Origin of the sequence: Vibrio sp. 1159 (genome assembly GCF_033340395.1) — a bacterium.
GTDB classification, from domain to species: Bacteria; Pseudomonadota; Gammaproteobacteria; order Enterobacterales; family Vibrionaceae; genus Vibrio; species Vibrio alginolyticus.
Genome location: NZ_JAWOWL010000005.1, coordinates 190,853 through 210,258 on the forward strand (window position 1 = coordinate 190,853; position 19,406 = coordinate 210,258).

Consider the following 19,406-nt stretch of genomic DNA (forward strand, 5'->3'; position numbering starts at 1 on the left):
GTTGGACTGAGGTGAGTAACACAAGTTCATTAATCTTTTGGTGGCGCAGGTGCCAGTACTTCACGGTTACCGTTATGACCCGGAGCACTTACGATGCCCTGAGCTTCAAGCTGCTCTACAATACGGGCGGCACGGTTGTAACCTATCTTAAATCGGCGCTGAACTCCGGAAACCGAACCTCGACGTGATTGAACCACGTGCTCAACAACTTGATCGAAGAGCGGGTCTACATCTTCATCCGCTTCCATTTGCTCACCTGGCAATAGACTTTCTGGAGTTTGATCTCCACTGATGATCTCTTCAATGTAGTTCGGTTTACCACGCGCTTTCCAGTTGTTTACAACAGCATGAACATCATCATCTGATGCAAATGCACCGTGAACACGAGTTGTATGACTTGATCCCGGCGGTAGATACAACATATCACCCATACCAAGTAGTGATTCTGCGCCGCCTTGATCTAGGATTGTACGAGAGTCCGTTTTAGTCGATACCGTAAACGCAACACGAGTTGGAATGTTCGCTTTAATTAGACCGGTAATAACATCAACCGATGGACGCTGAGTCGCAAGAATTAAGTGAATACCTGCCGCACGCGCTTTTTGCGCCAAGCGAGCAATCAGTTCTTCAACTTTCTTACCTACCACCATCATTAGGTCAGCAAATTCGTCAACAACAACGACGATGTAAGGCAGCTTTTCTAGCAATGGCGGTTCAGTATCCATGCTGTCGCCTTCTTGCCAGAACGGGTCATGGATTGGGTGGCCCGCTTCTGCTGCCATCTTCAATTTTTCGTTGAAGCCCTTCACATTACGTACACCTAATGCCGACATCAATTTGTAACGACGTTCCATCTCGCCCACACACCAACGCAGAGCATTTGATGCGTCTTTCATATCAGTCACAACTTCAGAAAGAAGATGAGGGATACCTTCATAAATAGAAAGCTCTAGCATTTTCGGGTCAATCATGATGAAGCGTACATCTTCTGGACCTGCTTTATACAGCATGCTCAAAATCATCACGTTCACACCCACCGACTTACCAGAACCTGTTGTACCTGCTACTAACACGTGAGGCATCTTCGCAAGATCTGCCACCACAGCTTCGCCCGCAATGTCTTGACCTAGCACAACCGTTGTTGGTGACGTTGCTTGCTCAAACTGAGGGCTACTGATGACATCAGATAAATAGACCGTCTGACGACTCATGTTTGGCAGTTCCAAACCGATGTAAGGCTTGCCAGGGATTACTTCCACAACACGTACCGCCATCGCAGACAATGCACGCGCTAAGTCAGTTGAAAGACCAGAAATACGACTTACTTTCACCCCTGGCGCCAAATCAAGCTCAAAACGAGTGATCACTGGACCAGGATAAATACCAACCACATCGGCTTTGATTTTGTAGTCAGCGAGTTTGCTCTCTACCAATCGAGCGACCTGCTCTAGCGCATCACGGTCGATAAAGTTTTCACGTTTTTCTGGATGATAAAGCAACTCGAGCGTTGGGAGTGGCTCTTCCGGAACTGGCAAGTTTTCTTCTTTCTGTACCAAAAATGGGTTCTGTGTTGCAGCGACTTTGGCTTGCGCATTGGAAACCATATCTTGGAATGCGGTAACATCTTGGTCGTTGTCTTGGACCTCTTCCACCTCCACTTTTTGAGGTGCAGGTTCAAATGTTGTTGAAGGTGTTGCAACTTGCTGATGAGGCGTTGTTGGCTGTGCTTGCTGTGCAGGCTGAGATTCCACTTCGTCTTCATCATCTAACACATCAAAGTCAGAGATCGTAGGCTCAATATGTTGGCTCGATTCTGTTTGCGCCGTGATGCTATCTAATACAGCAGAATCAATTGCAGGCTCTTCATGTACAGGATGCTCAATACTTGGCTGCTGTACTTGCTCTGCTTCAAATTGTTCGTACTCCGCATAATCTGGTTCAACACTGATCGGTTCTTCTGTAGCTGTATGTGGCTCTACATAGGAAGAGTAAGTGTCTGCAAATGATGGGGCTGCCTGTTCTTCAGTTCCCCAGTCATCTGCTTGTTGCGCCGCTGCTTCAAGCTCTTCTATCGTAACATTCAGTTGCTTGGTGCGTTCCAAGAGCGGATCAACGTTATCAGTGTTAACCGTATGGATAGGTTGTGTTTGAGGCTCAGGTTCAGCATAAACTGGCGCAGCATTAACCGTAGCCTTGCGTTGTGGTGGCGTCGGTTCTACCATCGCCTGTTCCGCAGGCTTATCAGGTTTCGCTTGCGGCATATAAATAGGATACTCATGCGCTGGCGCCGATTCTTTCGGTTCATCGACGTCGTATGCCGTTAAATGAGGAAGCGGCTCATCATCAATTTCATAATCTACATTATGTTTAGGCGTAGAGACTTTGTCTTCTACAAACTCATCAAGCTGAGGTTCTAAAACTTCCTGCTCTGAACCTCTTGCCTTATTTGCAAGCGCGGCAATTAGTGCTAACGCACGATCACCAAGCCATTCCACGATGTTAAGCCATGAGATGCCAGTGAAGAGCGTAAAGCCCGCTCCCCACAAGAACAGCAATACCAATGTGGTACCGAGTACATTCAATGTAGGTAAAGCGAGGCTAGACAACACATCCCCGACCACACCTCCGGATGAAAAATACCAAATGTCATCAAAATTAATATCGGCAAGACCGCAACTGGTCATAATAAGGACGACCAGACCGAGCAGCCTTGTACCCCATAGCATGAAATCAATGGGCTCATCTTCTCCTCGTTTACGGCAAATCACCCATGCAGCCGCCGCTAGCAAGAAAGGGATTGGGTAAGCGAGAGAGCCAAATGTGAAGAATAGAGTATCGGCTAGCCAAGCGCCGAAAAGGCCACCAGCATTATCGATATCCCCTCCCCATGCGGTTTGGGACCAAGAAGGATCGGCCGGACTGAAGGTAAATAGTGCAACCGCAAGCAATACCGAGCTAAGAACGCCAACGATAAAGCAGCACTCTTTTAAGCGTTGGAAGCCATTTAAGCGTGAAGACTGGGGCTCTTCACTGGTTTTGATAATGGTTTCGACTTTCTTTGCGTTCTCTTTGAACATAAATCAACTTGAATATGGAAATGAAATAGGAAATTGCAAAACATTCCGAGCGGCATCAAGCCGCTCGGTAAATTGATTTAACCATATCAAGGAGAAAAACCCAATTACTCTCTGGCGAAAGCGGAAGCATATACCGCTTTCTTTGCAAGAAATTAACGAGTTTTGATCACAAGCTGGTTAGATTGTTTCACTTCTTCCATAACAACGTATGTGCGAGTGTCATTTACGCCAGGTAGACGTAGTAACGTATCGCCCAATAGTCGGCGGTAAGCACCCATATCTGATACACGGGTTTTAAGAAGATAGTCAAAGTCACCTGAAACAAGATGACACTCTTGTATGTCGTCTAGCTTTTGAACAGCTGAGTTAAACTGCTCAAACACATCCGGCGCACCACGGTTTAGCGTAATCTCAACGAATACTAATAGTGATGCATCCAGGAACTGCGGATTCAATAATGCAGTATACCCTGTGATATACCCCTGACGCTCTAAGCGACGTACACGCTCCAAACATGGCGTTGGAGAAAGTCCCACACGTTTTGAAAGCTCAACGTTTGAAATACGACCGTCTTTCTGCAGCTCATTAAGAATGTTGCGGTCGATACGGTCTAGTTCCTTGGACGGCTTTTTATAGTTGTCTGCCATTTTTTATTCCACCTTATTACTTCCTTGCAAAAAAATATACTACAACTTTTTAATATTTGGTGCCAAATTTTACAAATCTATAACTATACTAGTTATTAATTCGACAATAACACCCTACTAACAGTTAATACAACCATTATAGAAAGAGGATACAGGATGATCATTGGCGTACCTAAGGAAATCAAGAATCACGAATATCGTGTTGGTATGATCCCAGCTAGCGTGAGAGAACTCATCTCACATGGTCACCAAGTTTTAGTTGAGACCAATGCAGGTGCCGGCATTGGTTTTTCAGACGATGATTACATCGCTGTCGGCGCATCCATTCTCCCTCATGCTGCTGACGTATTTGCGCAAGCAGACATGATTGTAAAAGTAAAAGAACCCCAAGCAGTAGAGAGAGCAATGCTCCGCGAAGGGCAAATTTTATTTACTTATTTACACCTAGCACCAGATTTTCCACAAACTGATGAGCTAATCAAGAGCAAAGCTGTCTGTATAGCCTATGAGACTGTAACAGATAATATGGGTCGTTTGCCACTGTTAGCACCAATGTCAGAAGTGGCAGGTCGGATGTCTATCCAAGCTGGTGCGCAAACGTTGGAAAAATCGCACGGCGGTCGTGGTCTGCTCCTAGGCGGCGTACCTGGTGTTGAACCTGCAAAAGTCGTTATCGTTGGTGGTGGCGTTGTTGGTGCAAACGCTGCTCGTATGGCGGTTGGCCTTCGCGCTGACGTCACCATTCTAGACCGTAACGTAGACACACTTCGTAAGCTTGACGAAGAATTCCAAGGTCGCGCAAAAGTGGTTTATTCTACTGAAGACGCTATCGAGAAGCATGTTCTAGAAGCGGACCTTGTTATCGGTGCCGTTCTAATTCCTGGCGCAGCAGCACCTAAACTGGTCACTAAAGAGCACATTGCTAAGATGAAGCCTGGTGCGGCAGTGGTTGACGTGGCAATTGACCAAGGCGGTTGTTTCGAAACTTCGCACGCGACAACTCACGCAGATCCAACTTACATCGTTGATGAAGTGGTTCACTACTGTGTAGCAAATATGCCTGGCGCAGTTGCTCGCACTTCAACATTTGCACTCAACAACGCTACACTTCCATACATCGTGAAGTTAGCAAATAAAGGCTACCGCGAAGCACTTCTAGAAGATAAAGGCTTCCTTGAAGGTCTAAACGTTATTCACGGAAAAGTAACGTGTAAAGAAGTAGCAGAAAGCTTTGACTTGGAATACGTTGAACCAACTCAAGCTATCGCTATGTTTAATTAATGACAAAATAAAACATAACTTGTCACGTTTTGTTTACAAAAGCCCACTCATAAGTGGGCTTTTTCATATAGAGCGTTTGGCTATAAAGAATAACTAAATCTTATATGCACAAATTAAAATATTTCTAGGTGTGACCGATTTAGGGCAAAACTCTGACAATCTAACACGGTAACCACGTTCTTCAAGATAAAGCACTTTATCTAATGCGAGCCAGATCTCCAACGGACGTTGAAAAACAAGTTGCACTAAGCTCATTCTCTCCATTTGCCAGAAGCGTTGTTCGCTTAACTTTTCAAAATGAGAGAAATCGATTTCTTGAGGAAGAACAATGCCTTTTTGCTCCGCTGCCCAGCGACAGAACGATTCAAAACCATCACTTAATTGCGACTTACGGATACTCGGCACAGGCTGATACTCTGCCATTCCCAAAGCTTGTCGCGTGATCAAATCAAACCCAAGACGAAACATCATTTCCTGCTGACGATGACGACGCACGCGCTCTCCTCCCGTCACCGTTTGTTGTAATGGGATACGCAGTTCTTGCTTAGACAATGAGAGAGAAGAAGCCCTGCCCGATTCCGACATCGGCTGGTATTGTTCCGACTGAATCAAGTGGTAACAACAAGGTGATATGGTCATCGCAGCAATCCCATTTTCACTGCCGTACTGCATTAGACGAACGTGAAGGTCACCGCATGCATGCAGTGCTACTGCGTGTTGCGTTGGCTTAAACACGGCTTTCGCTTTGCTATCAAACGCGTCGCCTTGAATAAACGTCATCTTCCAATGATGTTCATTGGCTGCTTGTTGTCCCGAATCGCACAGTGCTTGTTGGTATTCAAAGCTGGTTACAGGCTGATCGGTTTGCGTGGTCAGGATTCGCCCCAAGTAACCTTTACCTGAGCACCATTCTAGCCATTCTTCGCCACAGTGTTGTTGAATTGCAGCTTCACCCATCGAGCTAATTTGCTCCAACTTACGTCCCGGAATACCGTTATCTAAACCACGAGCGAGTTCCAAGCCGTTTAACGACAAAAGCTCTAAATGAGTCAGTTTTGCGAGTTGTTCAAGCTCAGGCAAAAACGGACTAAGTGCTTTTAACGCGAGTTCTGGTGCTGCTTTGTATTCTTCGATTTGAGAGGGAGTAAGAGACGCTAGCCATTGGCACAGTCGAGGATGTTGCTCCTGCCAAGGTAATGATGTGTGAATGCTGCTTTTAAAAGGCTCGAATCGCCACAAAGATTGGTTTTCGATTAAGCAGTCATTAATAAATTGAAATTGCGTTTTCATAGCTCCCCCTACAACGAGCGCATTGTAGAGGGAATCGAAACATCAATGAAGTGTTATCTCACCGGAAGCTCGATGTCTTTAAACATCTCTTCGATTTCTGCATTAGACTTCAACGAAATCGCCTGCTCAACCACTGGACGCGTTAAGTGCGGTGCAAAACGCTCCATAAAATCGAACATGTAAGAGCGTAAGAATGTACCACGGCGGAAGCCGATGCTCGTGGTGCTCGCACCAAACAAATGGCTCGCATCTATTGCAACCAAGTCACCGTCCTGCTCTTCATCCACAGCCATGCTTGCAATCACACCCACACCAATACCCATACGAACGTAAGTTTTAATGACGTCTGCATCAGTTGCAGTGAACACCACTCGCGGGGTTAAACCTTCGCGGTTGAATGCTGTATCCAGCTCTGAACGGCCAGTAAAACCGAACACGTAAGTGACTAATGGGTAAGCGGCAAGATCACTGATCGTTACTTTGTCTTTCTTCGCTAGTGGGTGGTCTTTAGGCACAACTATTGAACGATTCCAGTGATAACAAGGCAGCATGATGGCATCTTGATATAAGTGAAGCGCTTCTGTCGCAATCGCAAAATTCGCTGTGCCTTTAGCTATCGCCTCAGACATTTGTGACGGTGTACCTTGGTGCATGTGTAACGACACTTTTGGATAACGAGAAGTAAAACCTTTGATGACATCTGGCAGTGCATAACGAGCCTGCGTATGTGTCGTGGTGATATTCAGCGTCCCCATTTCTGGATGGGTGTGCTCTCCAGCCACCGCTTTGATACTTTCTACACGAGCGAGAATTTCTTGCGAGATACGTACAATTTCTTCACCAGCTGGCGTCACTTGCGTTAAGTGCTTACCGCTACGTTCAAAAATCTGAATGCCTAACTCATCTTCCAGCAACCGAACCTGTTTACTGATACCTGGCTGAGAGGTATATAAGCTTTCCGCCGTTGCAGATACATTCAGATTATGGTTTACAACCTCAACAATATACTTCAGCTGCTGCAGTTTCATCGTAATCCCTTACTTATTCATGAGAGAGTTTATTGGCCACTCAAGCGAGCGATATAATAATTAGTTATAACGCGTTCAAATCGAAATGAACAGCAATTTCTAACTTATACCTCAATCACATACTAATAATCTTCAAGCAAGAAACAATATGCACAAAGTTGAGCCAATAAATGACCGAAGTTCTATGATGTGACTTCTATCAGTAACTAAAACGTGGGAGAGACAAAATAATCAAACAAATAAGGTGCCGAGTAAGATAAGATTCATGTATTCTTTAACGCTAGCCGCAGAAAAGTAAAGCAGACGCAAAGATATGAATATTGGTTTAATAATCGCTTTGGTAGCCATCCTACTGGTGTTAATCCTAGGCTATAACATTATGTTGCAATATAAGGTTAAAGTTGAAACCGCAAAAAGGCAGGAATCAGCGCGATATGTAGCCTTGATAGATGGTACTGAAGAGTTGATTGGTCATGCGCACCATATCCCTTTTAGTAAAGAGCTGTTGCTGTGTCTAAACAATCGTATTCTTGACGCGCTAGAGAGCATGCATGAGCTGGACCCGAAGAACAAGCAACTTGCTCAACGTATCGAAAATATGAAGCAGCAGATTACGCAGCTAAAAGAGAATGGTCCTACTGGCGAGAGTACCACTTTCAAGATGCCGAGTAGTGATAAACAAGCTATCGTCATGCTTAAGCTGGTTAAACGACTTCGCGACACTATCCGTAACGAGCACAACAAAGGCCGATTGGATACCCAGACTTACGTCACCGAAAATGCGCGCTTGGAAACGATGCAAATTCGCATCAACATTGAAAATGTCATCAAAAGAGCAAACGACTCTATCGCTCGTGGCCAACCAGGCACCGCGCTTCAACTGCTGCGTAAAGGTATCGATGCTTTGAGCACTAAGAGCGATCCTTATTCTATTCAAGCGAAACAAAAGCTTGAAGAGATGTTAGGTGACTTAGATAAAAAGCGCCAAGATAAAAGCGATGCCGAAATGCAGCAGATTGCTGACAAAGAGCGTGACAATGACATGGAAGCTCTCTTCGGCGAGAAGAAAAAGTGGTAACATTCACTTCAGGTCAAAAAAGGCTGCAATTGCAGCCTTTTTTCTATCCGCAAGACAACGGATATGCCCAATAAAAATGTGAAGTACTAAAACTAAAATGATGAATCTAGACGCCTATCAAGATCTTCTTGCTCCCATTAACCAATTTCTGCGATGCAGTACACCTGATGAATGGGTAGAGGAAGCAAAGAAACCAGAAAACCTTCAAACCATTTTGTTAGACCACCTACTGTGCGAGCTAAAAGCAGAGGTGTGCAGTTAACGATCTAATACTGGATTAAGAGGGAGGCATACAACCCCGCCCCTTCTATCTACTCAGATGCCCTTATTAGCTAAAAATTCATCACAAGCCTTAACGACATACTCAGGTATCAAATCATATTTCGTTGGATCAAGCTGACATATGTACTCATTCTCAATATGGTATGTTTCATTGATAAATTTTTGAATGACTGAATTACCCACATCAAGCTCTTCATCTACTTCTTTAAATAAACGGAAAACCTGAAGCTTTTCGTAACCATTTGAGCAATTATCATACAGCTCTTTCAATGATTCTTTAGCTTGTAACTGTTCAAGTACACTACCGTATTCAAAACCATCAATTTTATCTAAAATTTCAGCAATACCACTGTCTAACTTTTCTGGTTCCATTATCGGCGAACCATCTAATCGCCTATCTTCCGCTTCTTCCAAAGTTCTAAGGTGTAACAAGTTAGAAAGAACCTGATAAGCATCCCCCATTTCATCTGTAATCTCAAAATATCTGCGTAAGTATATTAGCTTTAATATGGAGTGAGCTTCAGTTTCTAAGTAATCTGTACAGATTTGAGAAAACGTTTTGATGTCACTCTTATCTATAACCAGTTCGCTTATTAGGCCAGAGTCGAACCTTAGATAAGAAGCAAACACCTGACTATCAAACTGTTTCTTCACCGCTTTCACTGTGTCTATGATTGGTTCAACATCATGAGTAAGCATCAAGACCGTCTTACTCTTTAAGCAATTAGCAGGCTTTCTCCGAAAAAGCATTTCCAAAATTGCATACTTTTTATTCTTATCAAATGAAGAAATCGGATCGTCCAGTATGATCAAGTCAGGCTTCTTGGATAAGCACTCGTACATAAACAAGACAATTGCAAATGCGTTACGCTCACCGAAGCTCAAATGTTGATCTCCACCAGAAACAAAACCGTCATGATCAATATGCTGCAATTTCAATTGGGACTTATCGTCTTCTCCTGATATTTGCACTTTATATTTATAACCAGCGTAAGATAGAAAACTGTTAATCTCTGTTTGATACTTTTCTACCAACTTTTGCATTTCGCCACGTTGTTGATTTAGCTTCCCTTGTAACTGACCAGCCTTAACTACGACTTCATCTATCGAGTTATTAATAGCGTCAATTTCTTGTTTGGTGGCATCTGAATTTAATTCAGTAAGAAAAGCAAGATCGATCTTGTATGCATTTAGCTGATCTCTTACCAACTCATCTCTTTTAAAATCAAACCCTTTGAGTGATTTCAACTTGACCAAGCGCTCAGACAAACGGTCAATCTGCGTTTTGATCTGTTTGAGATAATCGACATGCTCTGGCTCAAGACCATTTGGAAGAAGAGTGATATCTGTTAGTTTTTGCCTTGCTTCTTCAGTAAAGTAATTGCCAAGTTGGTTGATAACATCAATTATCTTTACCAAGTTTTTAATAACATTTTTGTCATATTCTTCACCAACTTTGGCAATTTGCTCTTTCTTATCCATAGTATCTGATGAGCAGTACGGGCAACAATCTGACAACTCAGAAAACTGTTGTGCACCTTTTGTTTGCCAATCAATCCACGCCACGTTGGAAGAACTACTAATGAAGGGTTGATATACTTCTAAACCTTCAGGGATGTGTTGTAACTTGTTTCCCTGAGAAAGACCTTTCATACCTGTCGATTTCTGTGATAGGCCAGATTTTGTCAGGGTGAAAGCAGTACCTAACTCACTTAGATTGCTAATGAACGTTTCAAGGTTCTCGTTTCCATCAAACAAACCATTGATTTCTTTTACGATTGTATCAATTTCTTTTTCGACAACGTTGTACGCTTCCGTTCTGATGAAAATATCGAAACTATTGCTGACCAATTCATCTGATTGAAAAGTAAATTGACGTACATACTCCTCGTTAAAACACATAACCGAATTAACCTCAACATCAGAAGTTACTGATGGTACTTTTGAGTCAGGATTATCTGTTTTCAACTTAAACGGCATTAGAGGGTCGAGAACTCCTTCTTGTGAATGCAGCGTAATAGCTTTTGCTATCGTGCTCTTTCCTGTGCCATTCGGTGCAAATTTAATGTTTAGTTTTTTATCTGTCAGTGCAATCGTTGCTGAGTCAATACTGTTGCAATTTTCTATTGTGATATTCATTTATTGTTCTTACTCCAACCAACTTAACGAATTGCCATCTTACCTGATATGCAACAGCGGCTTCTCTGATGCATTTCATAATTTCCTTCTTATAAACAATGAAACTAACCGTACTGAACGTGTTAAGATTATCGAAACAACCTGCAACTCTTTGTGAATGATGTACGAACAACTTTTAGCCCCTATTCATAGTTTCCTCAAATGCTCAACCCCTGACTCTTGGATTGAAGAAGCTCGTAAGCCAGAAAACCTATCCGTGATTTTACGGGATCATTTACTATGTGAGCTGTAGGCGTAGGTGTGCAAATTGGGTATAATTATCTCAAAGTAACTAAGGAAGCTGAGAGATGACTGAGGAAAAACAACGATTTGCTGTTACATATCAAAGATTTAGTAGTGGCAGACAAATCGGTAACAGTTCTTTAGACCGACAAACAGATACACAGAAAGCGTGGTTAAGACAAAATCCTAACGTAACTGTTATTGATAACTTTGTGGATAAGGCAATGTCAGGTTGGAGCGGCAAACATCTTAAAGAAGGCTCGCTTGGCCAGCTCATGAAAGCGATAGAAGATGGCATTATTCAGCCCGGCACTCTAATTCTCGTTGAACACTTTTCGCGTCTCACAAGACAAAACATCGACAATGCAGAAGAGCTTGTAAAACGCATCTGGAAAGCTGGTATTACTCTCGTAACGGTTCGAGACAATACAGAGTATCCACCAGAAGCTGTAAATAACATGTCTCTTCGAATCAGATTGATCGTTGAGATGGAACAAGCTTTTAAAGAATCAGAATGGCGTTCTGCCAAGGTAAAGGCAAGTTACACTCGTAGAGAGAAGTTGGCGAAAGAAGAAGGTAAAGCTCCAAGGATTCGAAAACCATTTTGGTTAAATCCAGACGGTACACTCAATCACTTACACCAAGCTGTAAAAGATATGTTCAGTTGGTACTTAGAGGGCTTAGGACAACAACGTATAGTTGTTAGATTGAGAGAAAAGTATCCAGATACAGCGATTCAAAAAATCAATCCATCTACTGTAATGCGCTGGATTCAATCTGAAATCGTCAGAGGATATTGGAGGGGAAACAGAGTTTATGAACCTGCCGTTGATGATCAATTATTTTTTGATGTTCAAGCAATTCACAAGTCAAGATTATACAAAAATGTAAAACCTGACCGTCAATGGCCGCTTTCGGGACTTATGCAATGCGGTGTCTGTGGTAGAGGCATGTCGATACAAAAATCAGGAAAATCTAATCCTGTGGTCCGTTGTAGCTCTAAGCAAAGAGATCACTCTTGCGATAGAAAAACTACGTTCCCTTACTTTATCGTTCACATGTACATGATGACGCACGTTTTACAACATGCGATTCGCCTACATTCAGATAAATCGTCAAACAAAGGTTTACAAATCGAGTTAGGTAAAGTGGAACGTAAATTAGCTACAACTCGAAAAAAACTTAATGACGAAAAAGAGTTTTACAACAAAGCATCTAACGAAGGTCAAAATACAACAATGATTTTGCAACTGATGAATGAGACTTATCAAAAAGTTGCAGAGTTAGAAGAACAAGAAAAGAGTTTAAAAGCATCTTTAAAGCAGAACAATCATTCAGTATCACCAGAGTCTCGTGATTTAGTTTTAACGCCCGAAACATTTAATCTCGAAATGCATAAGCTTGGATTTAAAATCGTTGTCGGTGAACAGGAACTTAGCACGATAGGGTTTGATAAACCTGTGTCTAAAATGGTTTATGTAGGTTATTGCAGAAAAGAAAGAGCTTACAAATATGCTGATGGTTCAAGCGACTTTATAAAAGTATGGCCTTCATCATTAGTAACTGATGAGTTGCTAAATATGCAAATGTTGAAAAATTATATCAATAGTTCAAGCGGTCTTAGATACATTTGGGATAACTTGTATGAAGATGATTTAGAAGAAAATTTGGCAAAGAAATTAAAAGAAAAAAGGTGAAGAAACTTCACCACATTCTGGTCAAAACACCCTGTCTATATGACTTATGAACCTAACTGTACATACGTTTTAGATTTTCCGACAAAACTTCCTTTGACCAGAACCCAACGTCTATCATCGATTCGCCTTCTGCGACCCTAAGAACGTGTTGGACGGACGCTCCAACCAACAACTAACTCATCGAGAGACAAATCTAACTGGTTTTCAGCCCTTGGCGACTAAAAACCAGTAATTCCAGCATTGGCATAAATAGGATTACTTTCATACAAAATCACACACCTGTATAGATATATAGCAACATAATTCAGCGACACGAATAGATCACTATGTTTGAAACTGATCGGTCATTACACAAACAAAAAAGAGAAGCATTTCTTCCCTTTCTATCAACTCAATTCGTATCGTTTTATCTCAATTTTTTTACACTCAACTTCAAGCTCAGTACGTTTTTCGAGTAACTTAGCCAATTCTTCTGAGTCATCCAATACACTTGCGCGAGAGATAGCTTGCGAAAGCTCTTCTAAGTCGTTTACCAGCCTGACAAGTTTTAAGTCCAGTTCTTTTGAGTTCATTGGGTTGTCTATTGCTTAACCTATTGTATTACCGAAGATAATCATCGTGGAGAATCAATAAAACAAATCTTATCTGACAGTCGTAGGAGCGGATATTATTACGCATTCCGTCAAGATTTTTCTAACTGTTTAGTGTATCATATGGCAAATTTTTGACTAATAAATCATCTACTTATATCAGGTTATTATATGAACAAAGAAACGCTTTTCTCAAACACAGAAACTGCGAATAGCAAGCAGTTAGAGATCTTGCAAAAGCATTTCCCACAATGCTTTGATAAGCAAGGGAACTTTATTCAAGAAAAGTTGCTTGAAGTAGTGAAGTCGTCTGATGTTGAGCTTTCGAAAGAATCATATTCTCTAAATTGGTTAGGTAAGTCTTACGCTCGACTGTTAACCAACCTGCCCCCAAAAACGCTTTTGCACGAAGATAAGCAACACAACCATCTTGAATCTAACAAAGATAGCCAAAACCTGTTGATCAAAGGCGATAACCTTGAAGTGTTGAAGCACATGGTTAACGCTTACTCTGAAAAGGTGAAAATGATCTACATCGACCCACCATATAACACGGGTTCTGATGGTTTTGTTTATAACGATGATCGCAAGTTTACACCGCAACAACTTAGTGAATTGGCTGGTATCGACCTCGATGAAGCTACTCGCATTCTTGATTTCACGGCAAAAGGTTCAAGCAGTCATAGTGCTTGGTTAACCTTCATGTATCCGAGATTATATGTTGCTCGCGAACTTATGCTGGATGATGGTGTTATCTTTATATCAATTGATGATAACGAATATGGTCAATTAAAGATTTTATGTGATGAAATCTTTGGAGAAAGCAATTTTGTAGCTAATTTTATTTGGGAAAAAAGGACTAACAGAGAAAACCGTAAAGTTGTATCTTCACGACACGATTATGTACTGTGTTATTCAAAAAGCAAAAATTCATCAAAAAGAATCATTTCTCAATTACCGATGAATGAAAAAGCATTAGCTAATTATAAAAACCCAGATAACGATCCAAATGGACCTTGGAAATCTGATCCTGCAACTGCGCAAGCTGGACATGGAACAAAAACTCAATTCTATGATCTCATAGCACCTAACGGGAAAACACATAAGCTGGAAAGTGGAAGATGCTGGTTGTTCACAGAAAGTGTTATGGCAGAAAAAATCAAAAATGGAAATATGTGGTTTGGTAGAGATGGAAACGGTGTTCCTCGCTTAAAAACATACCTACATTCAAAAGAAAGAGGTCTTACACCAGAATCTATTCTTTTTTCAGACTTAGTTGGCACAAATGAGTCTGCCAAAAATCAACTGAAAAAACTTTTCGATGATAAAGCTGTTTTTGAAACTCCGAAACCCGTTGAGTTACTTGAAGTTTTGATACAACTCGCATTACCAGAAGGTTTAGTGTTAGATTTCTTCAGTGGTTCAGGGACAATTGCACAAGCAGTCTTTGAACAGAATGCGAAATCAAACTCATCGAACCGAAACTTTATTGCAATACAACTTGACGAGACTTGCCAAAAAGATTCAGAAGGCTATAAAGCTGGTTATCGCTCTATTTTCGATATAACGAAAGATAGATTGTTAAAGGCATCAAATAAAATTCGCAAAGAATACCCTGATTATCAAGGTGATCTTGGTTTTAAAGTTTTCGAAACAAATGAAGACTTCAGAGTGAAAGATGAGGGTGAACTAACCCTTGAAAACCTATCATTTTTTGATGATGTTGTTCTAACTGATGAGCAATACAACACGCTACTTACAACGTGGTGTGTTTATGACGGTAGCCTATTAACAACACCAATCCAAGATGTAGATTTGAATGGCTACACTGCGCATCTGTGCGACAAACGCTTGTATCTGATCGCACCTAACTTCAACAGCGAGACAATCAAAGCTTTACTGCACGAACTCGACAACAACAAAGATTTTGAGCCTAATAAAGTCGTGTTCTATGGAAACAATTTCGATAGTGCAAAGCAAATGGAACTAAACGAAGCCCTGAAAGGCTACGCGAATAAAAAGTCTCTTGAAATTGATTTGGTGGTAAGAAACTGATATGTCAAAAGGTTTTACTTTCGAAAAAAACTTGCCTCACCAGCAAACAGGCGTTGATGCTGTTACAACTGTATTCTTAGGTGCTGAACCTAAGCAATCAGACGACGCAACTATGCGTATATTAGCCAACCCTGAATTAGATCTTTCAGATGCTCAATACTACGCAAACATCAAAATGGTTCACGAGTATAACCGCATCGACCATATACCAGAGCATTATAATACCAAGAGCAACATCATTGATGTTTCAATGGAAACTGGTACAGGTAAGACATACACCTACACCAAAACGATGTTCGATTTGAATAAATCTTTTGGTATTAACAAGTTCATCGTGGTTGTCCCTACCCTTTCAATCAAAGCTGGCACAGTCAACTTCTTGAAAAGTGATGCTTTGAAAGAACATTTCAGAGATGACTATGAGCGTGAGATCAAGACGTATGTTGTAGAAAGTCAAAAAAGTTCTGGTAAAAACACCAAAACTTATATGCCACAAGCCATACATGATTTTGTTGAAGCAAGTAACTTCAATAAGAGCTACATACACGTTCTCATCATCAACTCAGGAATGATTAACTCCAAGTCATTAACTGAAACCTATGATGTCGGCTTATTAGACAATCAATTCGATACGCCTTTTGCAGCAATCAGTGCGGTAAAACCATTCATCATCATTGATGAGCCACACAAGTTCCCCACTGCACGAAAAACGTGGGAAAACATCGAGAAGTTTAATGCTCAGTACATCATTCGTTATGGTGCAACATTTAACAATGACTATAAAAACCTGGTCTATCGCTTAACGGCCGTTGATGCATTCAACGACGACTTGGTTAAAGGCATTGATGCGTATATTGAAGATGTTGTTGGTGATGACAATGCAAGCCTAAAATTCATCAAGTCTGATGGTAAAGAAGCAACATTTGAGCTGAACGAGAATGGTGCTAAGAGCGTGTTTAAACTTGCAAAGGGCGAGTCTCTTTCAAAAACACACTCAGCAATCCATGATCTTGTCATAGATGCATTGAACAAAACCACAGTTGCTTTAAGTAATGGTATTGAGCTGAAAACTGGCGGTTCAATTAACCCATACTCATACTCGCAAACGCTTGAAGACAATATGATGCGCAAAGCAATCAAAGAACACTTCAAGTTGGAAAGGCACTATTTGACACTCACACCACGCATCAAACCACTAACATTATTCTTCATAGACGATATCGAAGGCTATCGTGATGGAAATGATATTTCTGGTAGTTTAAAAACTAAGTTTGAAGAGTGGGTTGTTGCAGAAGCAAGAGAACTGCTTAAAACAGAGAAGGACGCTTTTTATAAAACGTATTTAGAGCAAACCATCGCTGATGTATCAGTCGTTCACGGTGGTTACTTCTCAAAAGATAACAGCGATAAAGACGAAAAGATCGAGCAAGAGATTAACGAAATCTTGCACGACAAAGAAAAACTGCTTTCGCTCGACAATCCAAGACGATTCATTTTCTCAAAATGGACACTACGCGAAGGTTGGGATAACCCTAACGTGTTCCAGATCTGTAAACTCCGTTCAAGCGGAAGCGTTACATCAAAACTGCAAGAAGTTGGTCGTGGTTTACGTTTGCCAGTAAATGAGTTTATGGCGCGTGATAAGCGCGGCCCTTTCACTCTCAACTACTATGTTGACTTTACAGAGAAAGACTTTGTTAATCAGCTTGTTCAAGAAGTGAATAACAGCTCGTTTAAAGAGACAGTTCCAAGCAAGCTGACTCAGGACATCAAAGACAAGATATTTGCCAAATACCCTGATATATCATCTTTTGATCTGATGGTAGATCTTGTTGGGAAGAACATTATCGACAAAAACGAGAATTTCATTGGCTCTGATGCTTACTCAAAATTGAAGTCTGAGTATCCGCAAGCCTTCCCTGCTGGCGTTAAGAAAGACAAAATTAAGAAAGCAAATGGCAGTCAAAAACGCACCAAAATGCGCGTGGGTAAGTTCGATGAACTTAGAGAACTGTGGGATCTAATCAACCAAAAAGCGGTATTAGAATACCAAATTGCTGATGAGAGTGAGTTCAAATCTCTGTTCAAGAGTTACCTACTCGACGAAGCAAGTAAATTTAAGAAAACTGGCGTTCAAACTCGTATCGAAAAGGTTTATATCCACAACGATATCGCTATGTCGAAAAGTATCCTTGGCACTGACGATGACTTTTCCAAGTTCAGTACGATGAGCTATTCAGAGTTTTTGCCTAAACTTTCGCAAGAAATGTTCATCAAGCTATCGACACTACACCAAGTATTCTGTGAAGTTCGTGAAACGATAGACATTACTGAATATATGAACATTCAGACTATTCGTAAGATTAAGTCGGGTTTCAGCAAATACTTGCTTAATAACTCATTTACGAAGTTTGCGTTGGGATACAACGTTATCTCGAACACGATGCACCCTACCAAGTTCACAGATGCTGATGGTGAACCGCTGAAAGATGTATTGTCGAGTGATCTTGGTGTTCTACATGACAATGAAAAACCACCAGTAGATTCATACTTGTTCGAAGAAGTTTTTTACGATTCTGAATTGGAACGATTGAACATTACGGAAGGTGAAATTCAATGTGTCGTCGTTTTTACCAAAATACCTAAAAACTCAATTAAGATACCTGTTGCTGGCGGTTACTCATATTCACCAGACTTTGCTTATGTTGTAAAAACTGACTCAGGTGATTATCTGAACTTCATCATCGAGACTAAGAATGTTGATGGTCAAGATAGTCTAAGACTTGAAGAACAACGGAAGATTGAACATGCGCAAGCACTATTCAACAGGATAAAAGACGTAAAAGTTGAGTTTAGGACTCAGTTCAAAGATGACGCGATACTCGATATCATTCGTGAACACGCAACCGCTTAACTAAATCACTTCAAAGGCTACTGAGGTAGCCTTTTGCTTTTATTCAATGCAGAACCAACCAATGCAAGAAAATTCTTATCATCAACTGATCAAGTCAACGTTTGAAAACGCACTTTTGCACCTTTACTTTAAAGTCGAAAATTCAAAGGGTTTTGTTAAGGAAGAGCAACGCAACAAAATCATCATCGACTTTTTAAAGCCAAAGGTAAAACAGGCCAAATACTCGCTCATCAAGAAAAAACTGAAAACTATATGTTTGATGAAGAACAAGTTTGGATCGATTGAGAGGCACTTAAACGGGATTTTAAGCAGCTATGCAGCCATAGACACAAAGAATGACGTAGAGAAGTTATACAGCTTGTTTGAGCGATTTGAGCAGTCGGGTTTAGAAACTAAGCTGATCGAAGAGACGCCACAGCAAGAACCTGATGTTGTATATCTTGATAGAGCACACATAGATAATTGCTTTTCTGATGAAGATAACTCACAGATCGCACCGATATCACTATTTATCCATACTTATGATCTGAGTGATTTTCTGAAATGCTTAAAAGAACAGCTTTACTTTGATTATGAACAGGTCCAAGCGAATGAAGACTTATATAACTACCATTACCAGCTTCATCCAGTTCAATAATCAACATTGAAAAAGACAAATACTTATCATTTCAAGCAAATGAGACTGATTAAAGTGACTGACATTTGAATTATGGAAAAGCAGCTCAATTAATATTCTTAATAATGGTTTTTTACGCAATATCCCGCAAAAACCCCGCAACCTCTTTTCCTAAAACACAAAAATGCCCCATATAGGGCAATTTTCAGAGATAGGAGCACAATACTACCTATATTATTGTTGCAAATTAGCCCCTTAAATCGGACCTAATGACGGTGTGATTTTAGGCGAGAGAGTTGAGCGCTAATGTAGTCGTTTCGTAGTTGCTGCGCTGTTCGATACCGACTGTCAGATCCGATGGAGACGGTGCGGAGCTTTAATTGATTGATCACATACTCTGTGAAAAATGATCGACTGGTCAGGCGCTTTT

Annotated in this window: 12 protein-coding genes and 2 pseudogenes; 8 read left to right on the plus strand and 6 right to left on the minus strand. The window is 41.1% G+C overall.

Translation table 11 applies throughout. The features are described from left to right. Positions 1-29 precede the first annotated feature (29 nt). Both R7127_RS06760 and lrp read right to left on the minus strand, forming a co-directional pair. A complete protein-coding gene (locus R7127_RS06760; protein ID WP_033905074.1) occupies positions 30-3,077 on the minus strand; it encodes a DNA translocase FtsK 4TM domain-containing protein in 3,048 nt (1,015 codons plus the stop codon). A gap of 152 nt (positions 3,078-3,229) precedes the next feature. Then, on the minus strand, positions 3,230-3,724 hold the full coding sequence (gene lrp, locus R7127_RS06765) for a leucine-responsive transcriptional regulator Lrp (protein WP_005378234.1): 495 nt from the start codon (positions 3,722-3,724) through the stop codon (positions 3,230-3,232). A gap of 156 nt (positions 3,725-3,880) precedes the next feature. Here lrp and ald point away from each other — a divergent pair, with 156 nt between their 5' ends. Next, positions 3,881-5,005 carry an alanine dehydrogenase gene (gene ald / locus R7127_RS06770; protein WP_005378241.1) on the plus strand — a complete coding sequence of 375 codons (1,125 nt, stop codon included), beginning with the start codon at positions 3,881-3,883 and terminating at the stop codon, positions 5,003-5,005. A 93-nt stretch (positions 5,006-5,098) separates the two neighbouring features. Here ald and R7127_RS06775 read toward each other — a convergent pair whose 3' ends face one another. Together R7127_RS06775 and cysB are read right to left on the minus strand one after the other, a co-directional pair. Continuing rightward, positions 5,099-6,295: a methyltransferase gene (locus R7127_RS06775; RefSeq protein WP_025766893.1), complete on the minus strand. Its 1,197-nt coding sequence runs from the start codon at positions 6,293-6,295 to the stop codon at positions 5,099-5,101. A 53-nt stretch (positions 6,296-6,348) separates the two neighbouring features. Further along, positions 6,349-7,323, minus strand: coding sequence for an HTH-type transcriptional regulator CysB (gene cysB, locus R7127_RS06780; protein WP_005388967.1), 975 nt, complete (start codon positions 7,321-7,323; stop codon positions 6,349-6,351). A gap of 313 nt (positions 7,324-7,636) precedes the next feature. Between cysB and R7127_RS06785 the strand changes: the two genes are divergently transcribed. Then, positions 7,637-8,401 (plus strand): hypothetical protein, encoded by a 765-nt coding sequence (locus R7127_RS06785; RefSeq protein ID WP_005378247.1) that lies wholly within the window; start codon positions 7,637-7,639, stop codon positions 8,399-8,401. Positions 8,402-8,498: 97 nt separating this feature from the next. Next, positions 8,499-8,648 (plus strand): annotated as a pseudogene (miaE, locus tag R7127_RS06790) (tRNA isopentenyl-2-thiomethyl-A-37 hydroxylase MiaE); the annotation flags it as partial. 68 nt (positions 8,649-8,716) lie between these two features. Here the strand turns inward: miaE (R7127_RS06790) and R7127_RS06795 are convergent. Further along, positions 8,717-10,822: an AAA family ATPase gene (locus R7127_RS06795; protein ID WP_318148307.1), complete on the minus strand. Its 2,106-nt coding sequence runs from the start codon at positions 10,820-10,822 to the stop codon at positions 8,717-8,719. A 160-nt stretch (positions 10,823-10,982) separates the two neighbouring features. On the opposite strand from R7127_RS06795, the pseudogene miaE (R7127_RS06800) reads away from it, so the two are divergent. Together miaE (R7127_RS06800) and R7127_RS06805 are read left to right on the plus strand one after the other, a co-directional pair. Continuing rightward, positions 10,983-11,111 (plus strand): annotated as a pseudogene (gene miaE, locus R7127_RS06800) (tRNA isopentenyl-2-thiomethyl-A-37 hydroxylase MiaE); the annotation flags it as partial. Between the two features lie 58 nt (positions 11,112-11,169). Beyond that, entirely contained in the window at positions 11,170-12,801 is a 1,632-nt protein-coding gene (locus R7127_RS06805; RefSeq protein WP_104975207.1) for a recombinase family protein, read from the plus strand. Positions 12,802-13,187: 386 nt separating this feature from the next. On the opposite strand, the gene R7127_RS06810 is transcribed toward R7127_RS06805, so the two are convergent. After that, positions 13,188-13,373: a hypothetical protein gene (locus tag R7127_RS06810; RefSeq protein ID WP_104975206.1), complete on the minus strand. Its 186-nt coding sequence runs from the start codon at positions 13,371-13,373 to the stop codon at positions 13,188-13,190. Positions 13,374-13,562: 189 nt separating this feature from the next. Here R7127_RS06810 and R7127_RS06815 point away from each other — a divergent pair, with 189 nt between their 5' ends. The 3 genes from R7127_RS06815 to R7127_RS06825 all read left to right on the plus strand — a co-directional run bounded on the left by R7127_RS06815 (position 13,563) and on the right by R7127_RS06825 (position 18,997). Then, positions 13,563-15,446 (plus strand): site-specific DNA-methyltransferase, encoded by a 1,884-nt coding sequence (locus R7127_RS06815; RefSeq protein ID WP_104975205.1) that lies wholly within the window; start codon positions 13,563-13,565, stop codon positions 15,444-15,446. A 1-nt stretch (position 15,447) separates the two neighbouring features. Then, entirely contained in the window at positions 15,448-18,360 is a 2,913-nt protein-coding gene (locus R7127_RS06820; protein WP_104975204.1) for a type III restriction-modification system endonuclease, read from the plus strand. 61 nt (positions 18,361-18,421) lie between these two features. After that, on the plus strand, positions 18,422-18,997 hold the full coding sequence (locus tag R7127_RS06825) for a DUF2913 family protein (RefSeq protein WP_104976001.1): 576 nt from the start codon (positions 18,422-18,424) through the stop codon (positions 18,995-18,997). The last annotated feature ends 409 nt before the right edge of the window (positions 18,998-19,406 follow it).

Bases quoted from the DNA above. Each gene is read 5' to 3' on its own strand.
- R7127_RS06825 (WP_104976001.1), top strand. From the start codon at position 18,422: ATGCAAGAAAATTCTTATCATCAACTGATCAAGTCAACGTTTGAAAAC.
- R7127_RS06775 (WP_025766893.1), bottom strand. From the start codon at position 6,295: ATGAAAACGCAATTTCAATTTATTAATGACTGCTTAATCGAAAACCAA.
- ald (WP_005378241.1), top strand. From the start codon at position 3,881: ATGATCATTGGCGTACCTAAGGAAATCAAGAATCACGAATATCGTGTT.
- R7127_RS06805 (WP_104975207.1), top strand. From the start codon at position 11,170: ATGACTGAGGAAAAACAACGATTTGCTGTTACATATCAAAGATTTAGT.
- R7127_RS06785 (WP_005378247.1), top strand. From the start codon at position 7,637: ATGAATATTGGTTTAATAATCGCTTTGGTAGCCATCCTACTGGTGTTA.
- R7127_RS06810 (WP_104975206.1), bottom strand. From the start codon at position 13,373: ATGAACTCAAAAGAACTGGACTTAAAACTTGTCAGGCTGGTAAACGAC.
- R7127_RS06820 (WP_104975204.1), top strand. From the start codon at position 15,448: ATGTCAAAAGGTTTTACTTTCGAAAAAAACTTGCCTCACCAGCAAACA.
- lrp (WP_005378234.1), bottom strand. From the start codon at position 3,724: ATGGCAGACAACTATAAAAAGCCGTCCAAGGAACTAGACCGTATCGAC.
- R7127_RS06760 (WP_033905074.1), bottom strand. From the start codon at position 3,077: ATGTTCAAAGAGAACGCAAAGAAAGTCGAAACCATTATCAAAACCAGT.
- cysB (WP_005388967.1), bottom strand. From the start codon at position 7,323: ATGAAACTGCAGCAGCTGAAGTATATTGTTGAGGTTGTAAACCATAAT.
- R7127_RS06815 (WP_104975205.1), top strand. From the start codon at position 13,563: ATGAACAAAGAAACGCTTTTCTCAAACACAGAAACTGCGAATAGCAAG.
- R7127_RS06795 (WP_318148307.1), bottom strand. From the start codon at position 10,822: ATGAATATCACAATAGAAAATTGCAACAGTATTGACTCAGCAACGATT.